The sequence below is a fragment of the Vibrio sp. SS-MA-C1-2 genome, from assembly GCF_021513135.1.
Classification (GTDB): Bacteria; Pseudomonadota; Gammaproteobacteria; order Enterobacterales; family Vibrionaceae.
Genome location: NZ_CP090981.1, coordinates 1,306,458 through 1,326,407, shown reverse-complemented (window position 1 = coordinate 1,326,407; position 19,950 = coordinate 1,306,458). Strand labels below are relative to the sequence as shown.

Below are 19,950 nucleotides of genomic sequence, written 5' to 3'. Positions count from 1 at the left end.
TATAGTTCAAAAATACCTAAAAAGTTAATACAAAAGTCACCTTACTTACTTTTACGATAGCCGACAATTCAATAATAGTCTGCTATTAAAAAGCTAAGTAAGGTGACTTTCTTGTTTTACTTCCACCCTAGGTAGATAACAAGGTAAATATAGCCCTAAATACGCTTGAGTGACCTTAACAGCCTCAGAAGCAAGATCATCACTAATCTCACCATATTCTCGATAACTCAGACTGTAGACCTTGTCAGCCACTTGCAGCGCAATAGCAAAGATATTAATCTGCTTAGGTAACGCCGGTAAAATAAAGTATTGCCGATATACAGCTTCAACCTCTTTCGCTAATCGAAGATCATTTTCACAATCCGCGTGTCGAATCGATTTAAAAACATGCTGGCTCAATAAGAGTTGCTGTGCCATTCGATTATCACGGTAGTAAGTGACATAACTGCTCTCAATCATGCGATTAATATCTTGCCAAACATTCACTTTAGTCGGCTCAATTGCCTCCGCTAATACCAGATCAAAGTCATTAAATACTTTTTCTATTTGGGTATAAAAAAGTGACTCAATATTAGGGTAATGATGGTAGATCGTCGATGTGGCGATTGAAGCTTCTTTAGCGATATCATAAATTGAGATCGTATGAGCGAGTCGTCTTTGCAGCAACTGCTCTACCGCATGATCAATTCGATTTAACTTCTCAGTAGTACTCTCTTTTTTCATGACTGTTTTCCCTCAATACCCTCACCCATATCAACCGTTAAAACTGACTTATATCAACAAATAAAATGTACTTATCATTTCACAAAACATTAATTATTATTCATTTCATAAAGTTAACAACCAATCTATCGTAAGGCTATCACCATAAAACAGTTGATAAAAATCAAAAATCGGCTTTTCCCTCTTATCTCCTCTCTATTTTGAATAGTGCCTCACAAATAAGTCATCGCTTTTTCATCTTCAGTCGACATGTGATTTCAATAACTCCATTCATGGTTTTTATTTGTGAAAATAGATTTATTCAAAAAAGATCAAATGATCAATAACCCAACGTTCAATCTACATGATCTGCGGTTTTTTATCGGAATATCTATTTTTAGTATTGAAATTTAATCACATCGGAGGATGTATGGAATTCCCTGAACAAAGTACCAATCAAACACAAGGAAAGATGGGAGTCACCAGTATTGCACTGTTTACACTTTGTGCCGTATTGGTGGTTGATACCCTAACCGCATCAGCAAGCATTGGTGTCAGCGCCATTGGTTGGTGGTTGGTCATGCTGATATTTTTTGTTATTCCTTATGGATTAATGACCTCAGAACTCAGTACCACTTACCCAGGAGATGGCGGGATTTATGACTGGGTAAAAGCGGCATTTGATTTTAAGTGGGCGGTTCGAACCACCTGGTTTTACTGGATCAATGTCGGGCTTTGGATGCCTGCGGTCTATATCCTTTTTGCTGGAATGTTTGCCGAGCTCTTTATTCCAGATCTTTCTCTCTGGTGGCAAATCGCGATCTGTATTCTTCTAACGTGGTTTACCATCGGAATCTGTAATGTCTCATCAGATATTGGGGTTTGGGTCACCAATATTGGCGCCATTCTTAAAATTATTGTTATCTCGGTGATTGGGATCGGCGGATTTATCTATGCGATGAAGAATGGGGTTGCCAATGAATTTTCATTTGTCGCAATGATGCCAACCCTTGATTCTGCCGTCGCCTTTTTACCGGCGATTGTCTTTAACTTAATGGGATTTGAATTGGTTGCTACCATGACCAAAGATATGAAGGATGTCAGAGATATGCCGAAAGCGGTTTTCCTCTCGATTGCTATCACTGCCTTTCTTTATATCTTCGGCACACTTGGAATTTTACTTGCGCTTCCTGTTGAGAGCATCGGTTTAGTCTCAGGCTTAATTGACACCTTTAAAACTTTATTTGGTGACAGCGCATTCGGCTCAGCGATGGTCTATCTATTTGGTACATGTGCCATGTTAACCCTAATCGGAAATATGGTCAGTTGGACGATGGGAGCCAGTCGAGCAGCAGCCGAAGCGGCACAAGAAGGAGAACTGCCCGCGCCTGTCGCCAAAATGTCTGCCAACGGTTCTCCTATTGGCGCCAACAATATTACAGGGGCAATCTCGACCATTGTTATCGTCTCTTATGCGCTATTTGCCCAAGCTAATGATGATCTTTTTTGGTCTATTTTCGCGTTCTCTAGCTGTATTTTTCTCCTTCCTTACCTCTTTATGTTTCCAGCCTACCTCAAACTGCGTCTAAAAGATGGGGAGAGAGAACGCCCATTTAAAGTACCCGGTGGCATCGCGGTGCAGTGGCTAATCACCATTGTCTGTTTCTTGATTGTTCTGCAAGCGGTGGTGCTATTTATTTTCCCTGAAGCGTTAGAGTTTACGGTCGCCAATTGGGGTTACACCGCGCCAGTCTTAATCGGTGTCATCATTACGGTATTGGTTGGTGAGTGGATATTACTCGGTGCACTGAAACGTAAAAAAGAGTCAGCTCATTGAGAGTCAAACACATAAAAATCATTACTGACCAAATAGTTAAATATCAATAATTAAAATTCGATCAAGGAGATGATAATGAAAATTAATAAAAAATTACTCTCAGGTTGTCCCAAAAATGATGGTTTTAGAATGCCAGCAGAACATGAAGCACACAGTGAGATCTGGATTGCATGGCCAGAAAGAAGCGATAACTGGAGAAACGGAGCCAAGCCAGCTCAACAGACATTTATCGACGTCGCAAAACAGATTAGTCGAACAACGCCCGTCACGGTATTAGTCAATGCTAACCAATATGACAATGCGGTATCACGTCTACCTGAACATATTCGAGTCATTGAAATCTCAACGGATGATGCTTGGATGCGAGATATTGGTGCGAGTTATGTGGTTAACGATCAAGGCGAGCGTCGTGGCGTAGACTGGGAGTTCAATGCTTGGGGCGGATTGGTTGATGGTCTCTACTTCCCTTGGAATCGAGATGATCAAGTAGCACAAAAAATGTGTGAAATCAGTGGCGATTCTCGCTATCCCGCACCGATTGTTTTAGAAGGTGGCTCAATTCATGTCGATGGTGAAGGCACGCTGTATACCACCGAAGAGTGTCTGCTCCATGAAAGTCGAAATCCGGATCTTAGTCGTGAAGAGATAACTGCGATACTTTGCGATTATCTCAATATTGAAAAAGTTATCTGGCTACCACAAGGGCTTTATAACGATGAAACCAATGGTCATGTCGACAATATTATTCATATCGTCAAACCCGGAGAAGTCGTCTTGACTTGGTGTGATGATCCAAGCGATCCGCAATATCAAATTAGCAGAGATGCATACGACTATTTAACTCAACAAACGGACGCTAAAGGTCGAAAAATTGTTGTCCATAAACTGCCTATGCCGGGCCCGCTATTTATGACAGAAGAGGAAGCAGCTGGCATCGACATTGCCGAAGGAATGGAGCGAGAAGCGGGTGAACGTTTAGCTGCATCTTATGCCAATTATCTGATCACCAATAATCAAATTGTCTTGCCGCTACTCGATGAGCGATACGATAACGATGTCAAAGCCATTTTATCTCACCTCTATCCCGGCTATCAAATTAATGGTATTCCCGCCAGAGAGATCTTATTAGGTGGTGGCAATATTCACTGTATTACCCAACAAGTTCCAAAAATTTAATCTCTGACTCATTAAAGAAAAAATGAAAGAGAAAGAATCAAATAAAAATTTAACAGGAGTTTACGATGAAATTACCCTCTTCAAGTGCAACTGACCTTAATAAAGCTCATCTTGAGCATATGGTTTCAATGAAAGATTTCTCGGTAAAAGAGATGAATAACATGATGGAGTTGATGACCTACTTAAAACAGGCTCGTCAAGATAATGCGATTCCTCCACTCTTCAAAGATAAATCCGTAGCGATGATTTTTGAAGCTGGCTCAACTCGAACCCGTGTCTCTTTTGAAGTTGCCGCAACACTGCTGGGTGGGCATGCTCTCTTTTTATCACCTAAAGATATTCACCTCGGAGGCAAAGAGTCCATTGATGACACTTCTCGCGTACTCTCAAGAATGTGTGACATTATTATGGCGCGCACCAATAGCCCTGAAACCTTAGATGGTCTATTGTCCATGTCGACAGTTCCTGTGATTAATGGCTTAGATACTCGCTTTCACCCCACTCAGATGCTAGCGGATCTTTTCACCATCCAAGAGCACATTACCGATGGTCGCAAGCTGTCGGATCTGACCCTCGCCTTTATGGGGGATGCAACGGATGTCTGTCGCTCGTTAATGTTAACCTGCGCTAAATATGGCATGGGCTTTAAACAGATTGGCCCGAAAAAATATCAGATGGAGCAAGAGTGGATCGATTTAGCCGAGGCATTCTGTCAAGAATCAGGTGGGAAAATTGAAATTACGGATGATGTAGAAAAGATTTCAGAGTGTGATGTGGTGTATGGCGATAGTTTCTACTGGGTCACTCAGATGGATGAGAAACAAGAGCGTCTCAATGCCTTTATGCCAGATTACGTCATTACTGAAGAGTTAATGGCAAAAGCGAAACCCGGAGCAATGTTATTGCACTGCTTACCCGCCAATGATAAAGAAGAGGTAACACGAGGGGCGCTAGAGAGCCAATATTCCGTTGCATTTGATGAAGCCGAAAATAGATTAACTGCACAGATGGCGATTTTGGTCTACTTTACCCATAAAGATGCCATCAATCCAACACCAGAGACCGTGGCATACCACCAGCAGAAGATCGATGATTTTTTAGCTAAATTATAAAGATCTATACCTAAAATAATTGGAGTTGCTAGTAGGCGAATGAGCGTAGCCAACAACCTAGCAGCTTCAATTAATAAGACAATATCAATCAATATTATTGCTTTTTCTTTACCTAGAAATTACATTTAACCGACTAAAATATTACTATCAAATGTAAAGTTAACATAAATACAACGAGTTATAACTCTCTCCTTTAGTAATTGCAAAAATAGGATTACTACTCTTATTACATCCCATATACCCTCTATTTTCATCACGGTAATATATCCCTTCAGACATGAAGCGGTTAGATGGCTGGCTATGTTTATTTATTCCAATCACATAAAACACCGGCGCGATACCCTTCTAATTTGAAAATGCTAAGTTGTTAATATTGTTCACTTACTACCGACTAGCAACTCCAATGACTTTAGATATACCCTTCATACTTGAAGTCGCTAGGTTGTTGGCTGCACTCGTTCGCCCCAATCATAGAGTACACCTATACTCATGGGGCCTCACTCACTTGCCGCCTACTAGCGACTCCAATTATTTTAGGTATAGACATAAATATCAACTGAAAAGAGGCATTATGCTTGACTGGATTATAGATGGAGATTATTACCTCCCACCACTATGGCGATTGATGTTATTAAGCTTAGGGATATGGATGTTAATAAGAAATGCGTATAAAAAGAAACTGTATTCAGGGAATCACTGGCACCCTCATTTATCTGAGTTAGCTATTTACCTTCTAATTTTAAGCTTTTTAATTTTAAAAATTTAAAACACTTTATTGGTTCCTATATGAAAAAATTAATGCCTTTTATCTTTCCAGTTATTTTAATTTCAACTTCAGTGTTCGTTGGTAACCAAGCTATCAATAAATATATGAATTCACCATGGACAAGAGATGGTCGAATTCAAGCTGAAATAACTCAAGTAACGCCTTTAATTAGTGGACAGGTTATCGATCTAAAAATAAAAGATAACCAACTCGTTAAAAAAGGGGAACTACTTCTTGAAGTTGATCCTACAGATTTCCAATTAATCGTTAATGAAAAAGAGCAAGAACTTGAAAGTAGTCAAATTGCCTTAAATGTGGCTCTTGATGACTACCGTCGAGATACCGGTGCAAAAAAATTCATTACGAATAAACAGCTAACTATCGATAAATTTAATATCCAAAGTGCGAAGGTTTCGCTCAATTTAGCTAAAAATAAGTTAGACACTGCAAAATTAAATCTATCAAGAACAAAAATATATGCAAAATCTGACGGTTACATTACAAATCTATCACTTCGTAGTGGCAATTATATCCATGCTGGAACCCCTATTTTTGCATTAGTAGAAGAACACTCATTCTATGCTATTGGATATTTCTCGGAAAGTCAGATGAATAGAATTCATATTGGAGATCAAGCCGTGATCTCTTTAATGTCTGGAAACAGTGAAATCAAAGCTAAGGTTGAAGGATTTGGTCGCGCCATCTCTAATGCCAGTGCTAATAATTCAGGTTTAGTTGCATCGATAAATCCCACTGTTCCATGGATTCGTCTGAGCCAACGTGTACCAGTCAGACTTACATTCAATGCTATTGATAAAACTATTCCGATTATTGCAGGTTCGACGGTATCCGTCGTCATTAAAGAAGATAATCAATAATTCAAAACGAGTGAATAGCAACACCAGTCTCTCTATCGATACATAAGGCGATTATCATGTTACAACGAGGATTCATCAATCCAATAACAATATTACAGAATGAACCTGTAAGACAAGCCATTAGAGTCGGTGTTGCATCAATGATCTGCTGGTTAATGAGCATGGAACAAGGCTCTAGTTTTGCGACGAGTTCAATTATTAGTTCGGTTATATTTTTACAAGAGTTGAATAATGGTGCTCGTTTAAGCCGAATCACCTCTCGCTTATTAGGAACAACCACTGTTTCAATCTTTTTAATCAGTATCAGTGGATTAGTTTTTATCGATATCTATCTTTATAATATTATTATTGTTATTGCCTTAACTATCACCGGAATGCTGGCATTTCTCTTTAAACATCGCACCTACTTTGGTAGTTTCTTCTCTATTCAAGGATTAACACTCTGTTTTGTTGGCTTTCCATCCACTTTTAATCCAACCATTATGTCAATGTGGGATCATGGTTTTGCGAGAACAACTGGCGTCTTTATTGCGATAGTCACTGTTGAGCTGGTTATGGCATTAATTCCCATAAGAAAAAGCAATCAAAGTCATATAGACACTAACCAACTGCATCAAAATATGCTTAGTTTTGCACGGCACCGCCTTGTTAATAATAATATTGACTACAAGGAGCCAATTGAAATAAATAAAAAATTATTGCATCTGTCGAAGTCAATTTCTGAATACAGTATATTCTCTACATTAGGAATGGGAGTAACATCTGTTACCAAAACTCAAATTGATAACGCGATAGAACTCTTATCTCTAATTGAGTCAATCAATAATGATGATTACCGCGACCTTAGTCAGATACAAATTGATCAAATTAATCAATATTTCTCTCGAGTATTAAATAATCAAGAAAGTAATATTAATACTCAGTTACTTGATATTCCAAAGCCAATAAAAAAGAAGTGTCAACGAATAACTCGATTACTCAACAAAGAGCTAAAAACAGAAACTGGCAATTATTTTGAAACGCTATTCTTAGCATTAAATTATAAAGAAACGATGATCTATGGGCTTCGTGCTTTCAGTACTCTAACTTTAATCACCCTACTTTGGCAGTTTGGTCAGTGGGAATTAGGGGCTTCAGTTATGATGATAGCTGGTACGTTTTTCGTCATGAGTGCCACGATTCCAGCTCCAAGTTTAATGTTAAATAAAGCCGCTTTTGCTGGCCACTTACTAACCGCGTTATTAATGTTTATTGTGCAGTTTGGGTTAATGCCAATGATTCACTCCCCTTTCGTTATGTTAATTTCTATGGGGATATTAACGGCATACTTAACTTATAAAGCAAAGACAACCGGTCCACTAGTCGGGATTTTATATTTCTTTATTACAATATCTTGGCCTGCATACCTAAATCTCAATAATGTGATGACTTATGATATCAGTAGTTATATTAATGGCTCTATGGCTAATTTATTTGGCATCATATTTGTTGTAATTTCATTCATACTGATCCCAGATATGACTAAGTCTGATGAAAAGAATAAAATGTTTACTCAAATCAAGCAGAATCTAGTCACCAGTATAAAGCACCAATCCCCATTAGATTGGAATTTGATTGCATCTCAATTTTCTTATCAATTTTCACAAATAGGTGAAAATCATCTCGATGAAAATTTAAAGAAGATCAGAGATATTGGCTTAAAGATCAATCAGATTATTGCGTTAAATCAGGGCGCTCAGAGTAAAGATCTATTTAATACTCATCAGTTATTGCCATTAATCGAAAATGAACAGTGGACATCAGTCAATGACTATTTATGCCTAAAATAATTGGAGTTGCTAGTCGGCAGCAAATAAATGGGAGCCCATGAGTATCGGTTTTCTATATGATTGGGGCGAATGAATATCGTCAACAACTTAGCGTCTTCAAGTATGACGTTTATATTCAAATAAAGAGGTTCTGAGTTTTAAATAAATATATCATTTATTGCTTTTATCACCACTTTTTGAGCTTGAGATTGAAGATCTCGGTTTCTATACATAATAGAGATCTTCATTTGAGACATATTTAGATCAGGAAATACATTAATAACAGAGTCGCCTAAATCATCCTGACACAGTAGTTCGGGGAAAAGCCCATACCCAGCCCCTTTCTTAACGGCATCATAGGCGAGATGGAGATCCATTAATGACAATTTCAAATGTGGTTTTATCTTAATTTGTTTATTAGACTTCTGGTCATAAAAAGTAAACTCTGGGTGTGCCCACGTCGTCACATAAGGAAGTTCCTCGAGAGAATCAATCTTTTTATCTTGGTATTGTTGATGTAAATGAGGCGCAGCGATAAATAGTACATTAACATCAGTCAAACGTTTGGCAATTAAATTGCTCGAGGGTAAGTTCCCCATAACAATCGCAATATCAACCCCTTCATTAATTGAAGATGAAGTGGTTGGACTATAGATTTCAAGGCTCAACTTTGGATATTGACGCAGTAGTTCAAGAAATGTATCTGATAAATACTGAGCATAAAAATATTTAGGCACCGTCAATACAACTTTACCTGTAACTTCACCTAATTCATCATTTATCGTCTGAATTGACTGATAAAAAGAGTCACACTGCTCAACAACGCGTTGATAGTATTTTTGACCTTCATTGGTCGGAATGATCTTATTTTTTGTTCTAATAAAAAGTTTCACATCTAGATGCTCTTCTAAAGCACCAATTCTTCGACTTACCGTTGAAATAGGTAAATCTAATAATTCACCGACTTTTTTCATACTGCCAAACTTAACAACTTGGCAAAAAACATAATAATCATCTAAAGGGTTTTTCATTATTGATATCTATATAAAATCACTCATCCTATTACTGTAGATAAGATTGAGAAAAAAAATAGGATTAATGAGCTGAAATCTATTTATATACCCAAAGTAATTGGCGTTGCTAGTAGGCGGCAAGTGAATGAGGCCCCATGAGTCTAGGTTTTCTATATGATTGGGGTGAATGAATATCGCCAACAACCTAGCAACTTCAAGTAAGAAGGGGATACACAAAAGAATTGAAGTTGTTATTCAATGGAACTGAGTGAGGGTTCATTATTAGGGTGATCTCTACTCATAAAAAAAGCCATTAGAGCAAATTACTCTAACGGCTTGTATACAGAAAATAATATTCGACTATTTAATTTCAAGGTGAGTCGCGTCACCCATGTACTTACGCAGTACTGTTGGGATAACTATGCGACCATCTTCTAACTGGTTATTCTCAAGAATGCCTACTAGAGTACGGCCAACCGCAAGGCCAGAACCATTTAGGGTATGAACTAACTCAGGCTTCTTCTCACCTTTACGGCGGAAACGAGCTTGCATTCGACGTGCTTGGAAGTCACCACAGTTAGAACATGAAGAGATCTCACGGTAAGTGTTTTGTGCAGGGACCCAAACTTCTAGATCGTAAGTCTTGGTTGCGCCAAAACCCATGTCGCCAGTACAAAGAATCACTTTACGGTATGGTAATTCTAGTAACTGAAGCACTTTTTCAGCATGACCTGTTAGCTCTTCTAGTACATTCATTGAATCTTCTGGTTTAACAACCTGAACAAGCTCAACTTTATCGAATTGGTGCATACGGATTAGACCACGAGTATCACGACCATAAGAACCCGCTTCAGAACGGAAACATGGGGTGTGCGCTGTCATACGAATTGGTAGATCAGCTTCATCGATAATCTCATCACGTACCAAGTTAGTTAATGGTACTTCAGCGGTTGGAATAAGAGACATACCAATGCCCTCTTCCGTTGCTGGTTGAGTATGGAATAGATCTTCACCAAACTTTGGTAACTGACCTGTTCCCATTAAGCTATCTTGGTTAACAAGGTAGGGAACATACATCTCAGTATAACCATGCTCTGTTGTATGTAGATCCAACATGAATTGAGCAATTGCACGGTGTAGACGCGCCATTTGACCTTTCATTACGATAAAGCGAGAACCAGACAGTTTAACTGCGCTTGCAAAATCAAGACCACCAGAAAGTTCACCAAGATCAACATGATCTTTGACTTCGAAGTCGTACTGCTTAGGTTCACCCCAAGTTAATACTTCAACATTTTCATTTTCATCACGACCAGAAGGTGCTGAGTCATCAGGTAAGTTAGGTACTAATAACGTAATGTTTTGTAGCTCAGCTTGTAGCTCAGACAGCTCAGTTTTCGCGTTATCTAATGCATCACCTAGATTCGATACTTCAGCCAATAAAGGGGCGATATCTTCACCACGTGCTTTTGCTTGACCAATCGACTTAGATCGGGAGTTACGCTCAGCTTGTAGCTCTTCTGTTTTAACTTGTAATGATTTACGTTTCTCTTCTAGAGTACGTAACGCCTCAACATCAAGAGTAAAGCCGCGACGGGCTAATTTTTCAGCGGTGGCGTCAAGCTCGCTTCGTAGTAGTTTTGAATCTAGCATGCTTATCCTAGCTCTATATTATGGAAATTGAACAACAATCTAGCGTGATGAAAATGTCTCTTATTGAACTTAGCAAAGTCCAATATTGAATCGCTTCAGCACGCGAATAAATTCTACCGTTTAAACGTCAAATTAAAATTGACGGAGATCTGTAAACAATACCCAAATTTACTCACTTTTCATAGCGCTTTAATCGGCTTTTCTGGTCTAGATCGGCGAGATAATCTAATTTATCACTAATTTTGGCTTCTAAGCCTCGATTTGAAGGGAAATAGTAACGACTCTCCTTCATTTCAGGTGGAAAGTAACACTCCCCAGCAGCATAAGCACCGGGTTCATCATGAGCATAACGATACTCCGCACCATAGCCCATCTCTTGCATTAAGGTAGTTGGCGCATTACGCAAATGGATCGGAACATCATAATCAGGATGATTCTGCGCATCGGTTAATGCCTGTTTCCATGCGCTATAAACGGCATTACTTTTGGGCGCACACGCTAGATAGACGATGGCTTGAGCAATGGCACGTGTTCCTTCCGCAGCTCCAACTTTCGCAAAACAGTCCCAAGCAGAAACCGCCACTTGCATCGCTCTTGGATCAGCATTGCCTACATCTTCAGAGGCAATCGCTAATAAACGACGAGCAACATAAAGTGGATCACATCCAGCAGTAATCATTCTAGCAAACCAATACAGCGCAGCATCAGGATTTGAACCTCGAATCGATTTATGAACCGCCGAGATCAAGTCGTACCAAAGATCCCCTTTATTATCAAAACGCGCTTGCTTCTCTCCTGCAATGTCTGCCAACAGTTCCGTTGTTAACTGCTTAATACCTTGTTGATCGGTATGCGCCATATCCATCATCACTTCAAGATAATTCAGCGCCATACGTGCATCACCGGCCACAAATGCCGCTAACTTCTCTTTGACGGAATCAGGGCAGTAAAATGACTCACTACCAAGCCCGCGCTCTTTATCATTCAGCGCTTGTTCAATTACCTGCTCAATATCTTGTTGTGTTAAAGATTGCAGCTTATAAACTCGGGCACGAGAAAGCAGGGCATTATTGAGTTCGAATGAAGGGTTTTCGGTGGTTGCGCCAATAAAGGTGATCGTCCCATCTTCGATATGAGGTAAAAAGGCATCTTGCTGGCTCTTATTGAAACGATGGACTTCATCAACAAAGAGAATGGTTTTTATGCCCGCTAAACGGTGCTCTTTCGCCCGTTCGATAGCGAGGCGAATATCTTTAACCCCAGATGTTACCGCAGAGACCCGTTCGACTTCAGCATTCGCATAAAAAGCAGCAACTTCTGCTAACGTGGTTTTTCCTGTCCCCGGAGGTCCCCAAAGGATCATTGAGTGTAAATGTCCGGCTAAAATCGCCCTAGCAAGGGGTTTATCTTTCCCAAGAATATGTTGTTGACCGATATATTCTTCCAACCGAGTGGGGCGCATTCTTGCTGCGAGAGGTCGGAAATCGTTGTCTGAAGAGAAGTCGAGGGAGAAGTTATTCACTATCAGGTCACCATCTAAAATTCACACCTATACCCTTTATATTTGAAGCTACTAGGTTGTTGGCATCGCTCACTTGCCACCGACTAACAACTCCAATTATTTTGAGTATATAACAAAAGAGAGTAGCCTTTGGTTTTTATCAGGGCTACTCTCCAACTCTTTTTATTGTAATTTAAATGCACAAATGCAGTTAATCAACTAATTACGCTGATCGTCTAGCTCAACACCTTCTGGCGGTGTAAAGATAAATTTATCTTGAGCAATCTTCATCGCGTTAAATGCCGATAAGGTAAAGTTACTCTCTTGACCATCTTGCTCTTTAATTGAGAAACGCTCAACCTCACCTTTATCCGTTACCGCAATGGTAAAGCTCGCTAAGTTAGTTGCTTGATTTTTCGCAATCAAAGTAAATTGATCATCCGTTTGAGTAACATTATATTTATTCCACTCTTGCGGATCATTCTTAGTGATCAAAGTAAAAGGTGTTTCTGCTGTCGCACTATCAAGCCACATTGCGGTGACTTGCTCGACAAACGGATTGTAATACCATAATGTCTTGCCATCAGATATTAACAGGTTTTCATCAGGTGTGACTGTATGCCAACGGAAAAAACTAGGGCGCTGTAACCAAAACTTTCCCGTACCGCTATTAACTAGCTCACCATCAGGGCTAATTACATCTTGCTTAAAATTAGCACTAAAACTGTTAACTAAATCTAAACGCTCACTCAAATTCTGTTGCGGCGTCGCAGCAAAGGTCAGTTGAGATGTGAATAGTACAATTGCAACTGCGCTTAATTTAAAAAATATTTTCATTTGTTTTCTGCCTATTCTCTGCCTGTTTCATTCAAGCAATTTTTATTCTGCTGGTGGCGGTGGTGGAGCAAGAACTTCACGATTACTATTATGTCCTGGTGCACTGACAATGCCATGCGCTTCAAGTTGCTCAACAATGCGTGCCGCTCGATTATACCCAATCTTAAATTTACGTTGAACCCCTGAAACTGATCCTCGTCGAGTTTCTGTCACATGTGCGACAACTTGATCAAACAGGGGATCAATATCTTCATCGTCACTGCTGGTTTCACCCGGTAGTAAGGTATCAGCCCCCTGCTCACCACTTAAGATAGCTTCAATATATTGTGGCTTACCACGCCCTTTCCAATCATTAACCACGTTATGAACTTCATGATCATCAACAAAAGCACCATGAACACGAATGGTATGCCCCGACCCTGGAGGAAGGTAAAGCATATCCCCCATCCCAAGTAGCGATTCCGCACCGCCCTGATCAAGAATGGTTCTTGAATCCGTTTTGGTTGAAACCGTAAAGGCCATACGAGTTGGAATATTCGCTTTAATCAAACCGGTAATCACATCAACCGATGGACGCTGTGTGGCTAAAACTAAATGAATACCCGCAGCACGTGCTTTTTGAGCTAAGCGAGCAATCAGTTCTTCAACCTTCTTCCCCACCACCATCATCAAATCAGCAAATTCATCGACGATTACCACAATAAATGGCAACTTTTCTAACATTGGCGCGGTTTGATCCATGCTATCACCCGGCTGCCAAAGTGGATCTGGAATCGGATGACCGGCATCGTTCGCTTGTTGAATTTTATCATTAAAGCCTTTCAGGTTACGAACCCCTAATGCTGACATCAACTTATAACGACGCTCCATTTCACCCACACACCAACGCAGTGCACTGCCAGCATCTTTCATATCGGTAACCACTTCAGTAAGAAGATGTGGAATCCCTTCATACACCGATAACTCAAGCATTTTAGGATCGATCATAATAAATCGAACCTCTTCTGGTGATGCTTTATAAAGGATACTAACAATCATCGCATTGACACCAACAGACTTACCCGATCCTGTTGTACCCGCAACTAAAAGGTGCGGAGTTTTTGCTAAATCAGCAACTTCAGCTTCACCTGATATATTCTTCCCTAATACAATGGCCAATGGGGACTTAGCATTAATAAACTGTTCACTGCCAATCACTTCTGACATATAAACCGTCTCTCGATTGACATTAGGAAGCTCTAAGCCGACATAAGGTTTACCAGGAATGACCTCAACAACACGTACCGCAATAGCAGAAAGAGAGCGCGCTAAATCCTTTGATAAATTAGAGATTCGACTCACTTTGACACCAGGAGCAAGATCAAGTTCAAAACGAGTAATCACGGGTCCAGGATAGATACCAGCAACCCGAGCTTCAATTTTATAATCAGCCAATTTTGATTCCACTAAACGAGCGGTTAACTCTAACTCTTCTCGACTTACTGGCCTTACCGATTTATCAGGGCGATCAAGCAGAGATAAAGTGGGTAATGGCGTGGTTGGAACCGGTAAATTTTGTTCTTTTTTCATCAAAAATGGATGTTGCTCTGCAGCGACGTTCTGTTTAGCACTATTAATTTGCGCCATTAATGCTTGGTGAGCAACATCTTCATTCCCGCTATCTTCGGCTTCTTTCATCGCTAGTTCAGCCAACTCTAACTCAGACAGCTCTGTCACCACAGGTTCCGACTGCTGACTAGGTAGCCCAACATTTTCAGCGACAACTGTAGGTATCACCGACTCAAAAGCAGCAACATCTGGAGCCACTAAATCATCTTGTGGCTGTTGTTGCTGTTGAGCGTCAAACTCATTCAGTGGGTCTTCACTATTTAGTTGGCTATTAAACTGGTTATCTAAAGCTGGATCTGAGCCAGCAAATGAGCTCTCTAAACGATCTAACGCCGCATTAATATTATCAGATGCGGTTGCTGCCTCTGCGGAGCTCTGATTAATGATGGACTCAACAGGTTGGTCAGCGTTTATCTGCTCTTGATTTTGGATAATGTCGGCTTGAGGTTCAATTTCAAAATGAATAGTGGGTTCTATCTTTTGTGATTCACAACTAACCGTATTAGCCAACGTATCGATGCTATTCTCTGGCTTACTTTCGGATTGAGGTTGAGTAAATAAGCTCAAATCTAAAGGTGACTCATCGAGGTTTGACTGACTGGCTGCTGTTGATGCCGTTGCACTCAACGCTGTTGCGCTTAAAACAGCCTCACTTGAAACGTTGCTTGCAGACGCTGGATTAATTGTCGATGAATGAGATTGATTGGCAGCAGAAAACGTTGATGGATGGAGGAGAATATCATCAAAATTATCACTCTCATCTAACGCAGACTTGCCTTGCTTCCCCTTATTTTTAGCGTCTAGAGGCATTGTTCTTTGAGGATTATTCGCTTGATGAGCAAAATTAACCCGACTCGATTTAGAACGATTAGCCCTATCACCAATGAATGGATCGACTTGAGTATCATCATTCTCTGACTCAGAATCGAGTGCAGAGAACTGCTTAGGTTGTTCACCTTTAACTTTATTACGTAGCCATAAACAACTATTTAAGGCTGTTTCACCTAAGGTATCAACAATAGTTAACCACGATATTCCTGTAAATAGCGTAAAACCTGCAGCCCAAGCAAACATAAATATCAGCATTGAACCCAACAAATTAAACAGAGGAATCGCACTATTCGCAATCACATCACCAATCACACCACCAGATGAAAAATACCAAAAATCATCAAAATTAACAGTCGCCAAACTACAACTACTTAAAAACAGTAATAAAATACCGATGATCTTAGTAGCCAAAATCATGAAATCAATCTGCTCACTCTGTTTACGTCGACGGAAAAAGAACCATGCTGCAAGCGTAAAGAGAAAGGGAATCAAATAAGCTAATAAGCCAAATGCAAAAAAGAAAATATCCGCGATATAGGCACCAAATGCTCCACCAGCATTAGAGACACCTTGTTGCCATCCCGTTTGAGACCAAGAGGGGTCAGCAGGGTTGAAACTAATTAAGGAGACCATTAGAAAAATGGAACTAAGGATGCCTAAAATATATAAGCTTTCAAGCAGTCGTTGACCGCCAGATAGTCTGCGTTTGATATTGTCAACAGACTCTACAATAACCGAAGAGGGGGAAGGGGTGATATTTTTATCGTCTGTGGTCTTCTGTTGCAAGGTAATTATCCGTCATAAAAGAGTTATCGTGCTAACAGATAGCACTAACAAAAAAGCGTCGCGCTGATAAAAGAGTTTAAGCTTGAAAAATGATTGCGCTAATCAGTAGTGTAATCCAAAAATAATATTTATTGTTGTTTTACTGTCAGTTACAAGTAACTATCATCAGTTAAAGGTGATTAATTTCATTACACTCTATTTTGCTATTATAATGAATTAAAACAAGAGATAGTGACTAAAAAGCAACCAAGTGGATTTGATTCTACTTGGTTTCTTCAAATAGAGACGACACCCTTCTTATTTGAAGTTGCTAGGCCCAATTTATGGCAGTAACAGTTCTGCGTATTCACCCCAATCACATAGTACACCTATATTCAGGGGGCTTCATTCACTTGCCGCCGGCTAGCAATTCCAATTATTTTGAGTATGCGTATTGATATGAAAGGTTATCGCGTTTTGATGACCAGTTGGTTAGTCTGTTTAACTTCTTCCATAACGACATAAGTTCGAGTGTCATTGACACCTGGAAGTCGTAATAGTGTTTCACCTAATAGCTTACGGTATGCTGACATATCAGATACACGTGTTTTTAGCAGGTAATCGAAATCCCCTGAAACTAAGTGACACTCTTGAATCTCATCTAACTGTTGAACAGCTATATTAAACTGTTCAAACACATCAGGAGCACCACGGTTCAAAGTGATCTCAACAAATACTAATAAAGAAGCATCAAGATATTGTGGGTTTAACAGTGCTGCATAGCCGTTAATGTAACCTTGTCTCTCTAAACGTCGAACACGCTCTAAACATGGTGTTGGTGATAAACCGACACGTTTTGAGAGTTCAACATTTGAAACACGGCCGTCTTTTTGTAATTCATTTAAAATATTACGGTCTATTCGATCCAATTCCTTGGATGGTCGTTTGTTATCTTCTAGCATTTTATTTCCGTCCTTTACGTCCATGCAACAATATACACTATATTATCTGAAAATTAAGAATAAATCACTAGCAACAAAGGTATATACTAGTGAATAATTAATAATAAAAAGCAAAGCAGTAGCATAAAAAACCAATAAAAACATTAAACTAACCCCGAGACGGAGATTCATTATGATTATTGGAATACCTAAAGAGATTAAAAACCACGAATACCGCGTAGGTATGATTCCTGCTAGCGTTCAAGAGCTAGTTTCTCACGGTCATCAGGTTTATGTTGAATCTGATGCTGGGATAGGTATCGGTTTCTCCAATGATGATTATATTAATGCTGGTGCGTCAATTTTAGCTACTGCACAAGACATCTTTACTAAATCTGAGATGATTGTCAAAGTTAAAGAGCCACAATCTGTAGAAAGATCAATGTTGAGGGAGGGACAAATCCTATTTACCTACCTTCATTTAGCTCCAGACTTGGCTCAAACTGAAGATTTAATCAACAGTAAAGCGATTTGTATTGCTTATGAAACCGTCACTGATCATAAAGGTCAATTACCACTTCTTGCCCCAATGTCAGAAGTTGCTGGTCGTATGTCGATTCAAGCGGGAGCGCAAACCTTAGAAAAATCTCATGGTGGCAGAGGTATGCTATTAAGTGGTGTTCCTGGTGTTGAACCCGCTAAAGTTGTCATTATCGGTGGTGGTGTTGTCGGTTCTAATGCAGCACGTATGGCTGTTGGCATGCGTGCTGACGTCACAATATTAGATCGCAATATCGATACATTACGTGAACTTGATTCTGAATTTCAAGGTCGAGCAAACGTTGTTTACTCCACTAAAGAAGCACTTGATCGCTTAGTCTTGGATGCTGATCTGGTGATTGGTGCGGTATTAATCCCTGGAGCGGCCGCACCAAAACTTGTTACAAAAGAACATATTAAAAACATGAAATCAGGTGCTGCAGTTGTGGATGTCGCCATCGACCAAGGTGGTTGTTTTGAAACATCAACAGCGACAACACACGCAGATCCGACTTACATTGTTGATGATGTTGTCCATTATTGCGTTGCTAATATGCCCGGTGCGGTTGCTCGTACCTCAACTTATGCGTTAAATAACGCGACGCTACCTTATATCATTAAGTTAGCAAATTTAGGCTATAAAGAAGCGCTACTATCAGACCAAGGTCTATTAAATGGCTTAAATGTCATTGATGGTAAAGTGACAATTAAAGAGGTCGCAGAAGGCTTTAACTTCGACTACTTTGAGCCACGCGAGCTTCTGAAGTAATAAAAATACGAGGGCATTATCAAAATGCCCTTTCTTTCCCTTGTTAATTTCCCTAAAATCCTTCCTTAGTAAAGAAAAATCTTAATTTATCTATTCAAAGTAATCCGTGTTGAGAACAAGCCAATGCAAACCATTACGGTCATGAACCTCGACTCACTTACTTCAACTAAATAAAATACTATCTGATTCATTTTTAACATTCGGAGACGTCATGAGCAACACAAGACATTGCAATCTACTCATTCTTGGTTCTGGTCCAGCAGGATATACCGCAGCCGTCTATGCGGCTCGTGCAAATCTAAACCCAGTTCTTATCACAGGCATGCAGCAAGGTGGTCAGCTAACCACAACCACAGATATCGAAAACTGGCCAGCGGGAGCAGAAGGCTTAACAGGCCCAGACCTAATGGAAAGCATGAAAGAGCATGCTGAACGTTTTGAAACTGAAATCATCTTTGAGCACATTAATGAGACCGATTTTTCATCAAAGCCTTACCGCTTAAAAGGTGATAACTGTGAATATACTTGTGATGCTCTGATTATTGCAACCGGTGCATCGGCTCAATACTTAGGTCTTGAATCAGAAGAAGCCTTTAAAGGTCGTGGTGTTTCTGCTTGTGCAACTTGTGATGGATTCTTCTACCGTAACCAAAAAGTGGCCGTTGTTGGTGGTGGTAATACCGCTGTAGAAGAAGCATTATATCTTGCTAACATCGCATCAGAAGTACATTTAGTTCACCGTCGTGATACCTTCCGCGCAGAAAAAATTCTGGTTAAGCGTTTAATGGATAAAGTCGCGACAGGTAATATCGTTCTGCATACTGATCGTACCCTTGAAGAAGTTACAGGTGACGAGATGGGAGTAACAGGCATGACGATCAAAGACACGCAATCTGATCAATTAGAAAATGTTGATGTTATGGGGGTCTTTATCGCCATTGGTCATAAACCAAATACCGATATATTCAAAGATCAACTAGAGATGAAAGATGGTTACCTAAAAGTACAATCAGGTACTGAAGGTAATGCGACACAAACAAGTGTTGAAGGTGTCTATGCTGCAGGTGATGTTACTGACCATATCTATCGTCAAGCCATTACGTCAGCTGGAACAGGTTGTATGGCTGCACTCGATGCTGAACGTTATCTCGACGCATTAGCTGCTGATAATTTAGCGAATAAAAACGCTTAATATCGCGTAAAAGATTATAAG

At 39.8% G+C, this 19,950-nt stretch carries 14 protein-coding genes; 7 read left to right on the top strand and 7 right to left on the bottom strand.

What is annotated here, in order from left to right; translation table 11 throughout:
* Positions 1 to 93 precede the first annotated feature (93 nt).
* Positions 94 to 723, bottom strand: coding sequence for a TetR/AcrR family transcriptional regulator (locus tag L0B53_RS10650; RefSeq protein ID WP_235062014.1), 630 nt, complete (start codon positions 721 to 723; stop codon positions 94 to 96).
* A 409-nt stretch (positions 724 to 1,132) separates the two neighbouring features.
* Here L0B53_RS10650 and L0B53_RS10645 point away from each other — a divergent pair, with 409 nt between their 5' ends.
* The 5 genes from L0B53_RS10645 (at position 1,133) to L0B53_RS10625 (ending at position 8,300) form a co-directional block, all read left to right on the top strand.
* Positions 1,133 to 2,539, top strand: coding sequence for an APC family permease (locus L0B53_RS10645; RefSeq protein ID WP_235062013.1), 1,407 nt, complete (start codon positions 1,133 to 1,135; stop codon positions 2,537 to 2,539).
* 75 nt (positions 2,540 to 2,614) lie between these two features.
* A complete protein-coding gene (gene aguA, locus L0B53_RS10640) occupies positions 2,615 to 3,715 on the top strand; it encodes an agmatine deiminase (protein WP_235062012.1) in 1,101 nt (366 codons plus the stop codon).
* A 65-nt stretch (positions 3,716 to 3,780) separates the two neighbouring features.
* Positions 3,781 to 4,827 (top strand): ornithine carbamoyltransferase, encoded by a 1,047-nt coding sequence (gene argF, locus L0B53_RS10635; protein WP_235062011.1) that lies wholly within the window; start codon positions 3,781 to 3,783, stop codon positions 4,825 to 4,827.
* Positions 4,828 to 5,613: 786 nt separating this feature from the next.
* Positions 5,614 to 6,471, top strand: coding sequence for an HlyD family secretion protein (locus tag L0B53_RS10630; protein ID WP_235062010.1), 858 nt, complete (start codon positions 5,614 to 5,616; stop codon positions 6,469 to 6,471).
* 56 nt (positions 6,472 to 6,527) lie between these two features.
* Positions 6,528 to 8,300, top strand: a complete 1,773-nt coding sequence (locus tag L0B53_RS10625; RefSeq protein ID WP_235062009.1) for an FUSC family protein — start codon at positions 6,528 to 6,530, stop codon at positions 8,298 to 8,300.
* Positions 8,301 to 8,437: 137 nt separating this feature from the next.
* Here the strand turns inward: L0B53_RS10625 and L0B53_RS10620 are convergent, their stop codons facing one another.
* From L0B53_RS10620 to lrp, 6 genes are all read right to left on the bottom strand, one after another.
* Positions 8,438 to 9,310, bottom strand: a complete 873-nt coding sequence (locus L0B53_RS10620) for a LysR family transcriptional regulator (RefSeq protein WP_235062008.1) — start codon at positions 9,308 to 9,310, stop codon at positions 8,438 to 8,440.
* A 342-nt stretch (positions 9,311 to 9,652) separates the two neighbouring features.
* Positions 9,653 to 10,945: a serine--tRNA ligase gene (serS, locus tag L0B53_RS10615; RefSeq protein ID WP_235062007.1), complete on the bottom strand. Its 1,293-nt coding sequence runs from the start codon at positions 10,943 to 10,945 to the stop codon at positions 9,653 to 9,655.
* 172 nt (positions 10,946 to 11,117) lie between these two features.
* Entirely contained in the window at positions 11,118 to 12,467 is a 1,350-nt protein-coding gene (locus L0B53_RS10610; protein WP_235062006.1) for a replication-associated recombination protein A, read from the bottom strand.
* 198 nt (positions 12,468 to 12,665) lie between these two features.
* Complete coding sequence (lolA, locus tag L0B53_RS10605; protein WP_235062005.1) at positions 12,666 to 13,283, bottom strand: outer membrane lipoprotein chaperone LolA; 618 nt, start codon at positions 13,281 to 13,283, stop codon at positions 12,666 to 12,668.
* 42 nt (positions 13,284 to 13,325) lie between these two features.
* On the bottom strand, positions 13,326 to 16,508 hold the full coding sequence (locus tag L0B53_RS10600; RefSeq protein ID WP_235062004.1) for a DNA translocase FtsK: 3,183 nt from the start codon (positions 16,506 to 16,508) through the stop codon (positions 13,326 to 13,328).
* Between the two features lie 446 nt (positions 16,509 to 16,954).
* Positions 16,955 to 17,449: a leucine-responsive transcriptional regulator Lrp gene (gene lrp, locus L0B53_RS10595; protein ID WP_235062003.1), complete on the bottom strand. Its 495-nt coding sequence runs from the start codon at positions 17,447 to 17,449 to the stop codon at positions 16,955 to 16,957.
* Positions 17,450 to 17,621: 172 nt separating this feature from the next.
* On the opposite strand from lrp, the gene ald reads away from it, so the two are divergent.
* Together ald and trxB are read left to right on the top strand one after the other, a co-directional pair.
* A complete protein-coding gene (gene ald, locus L0B53_RS10590) occupies positions 17,622 to 18,737 on the top strand; it encodes an alanine dehydrogenase (RefSeq protein ID WP_235062002.1) in 1,116 nt (371 codons plus the stop codon).
* A 211-nt stretch (positions 18,738 to 18,948) separates the two neighbouring features.
* Positions 18,949 to 19,929 carry a thioredoxin-disulfide reductase gene (gene trxB, locus L0B53_RS10585; protein WP_235062001.1) on the top strand — a complete coding sequence of 327 codons (981 nt, stop codon included), beginning with the start codon at positions 18,949 to 18,951 and terminating at the stop codon, positions 19,927 to 19,929.
* Positions 19,930 to 19,950: the final 21 nt, after the last annotated feature.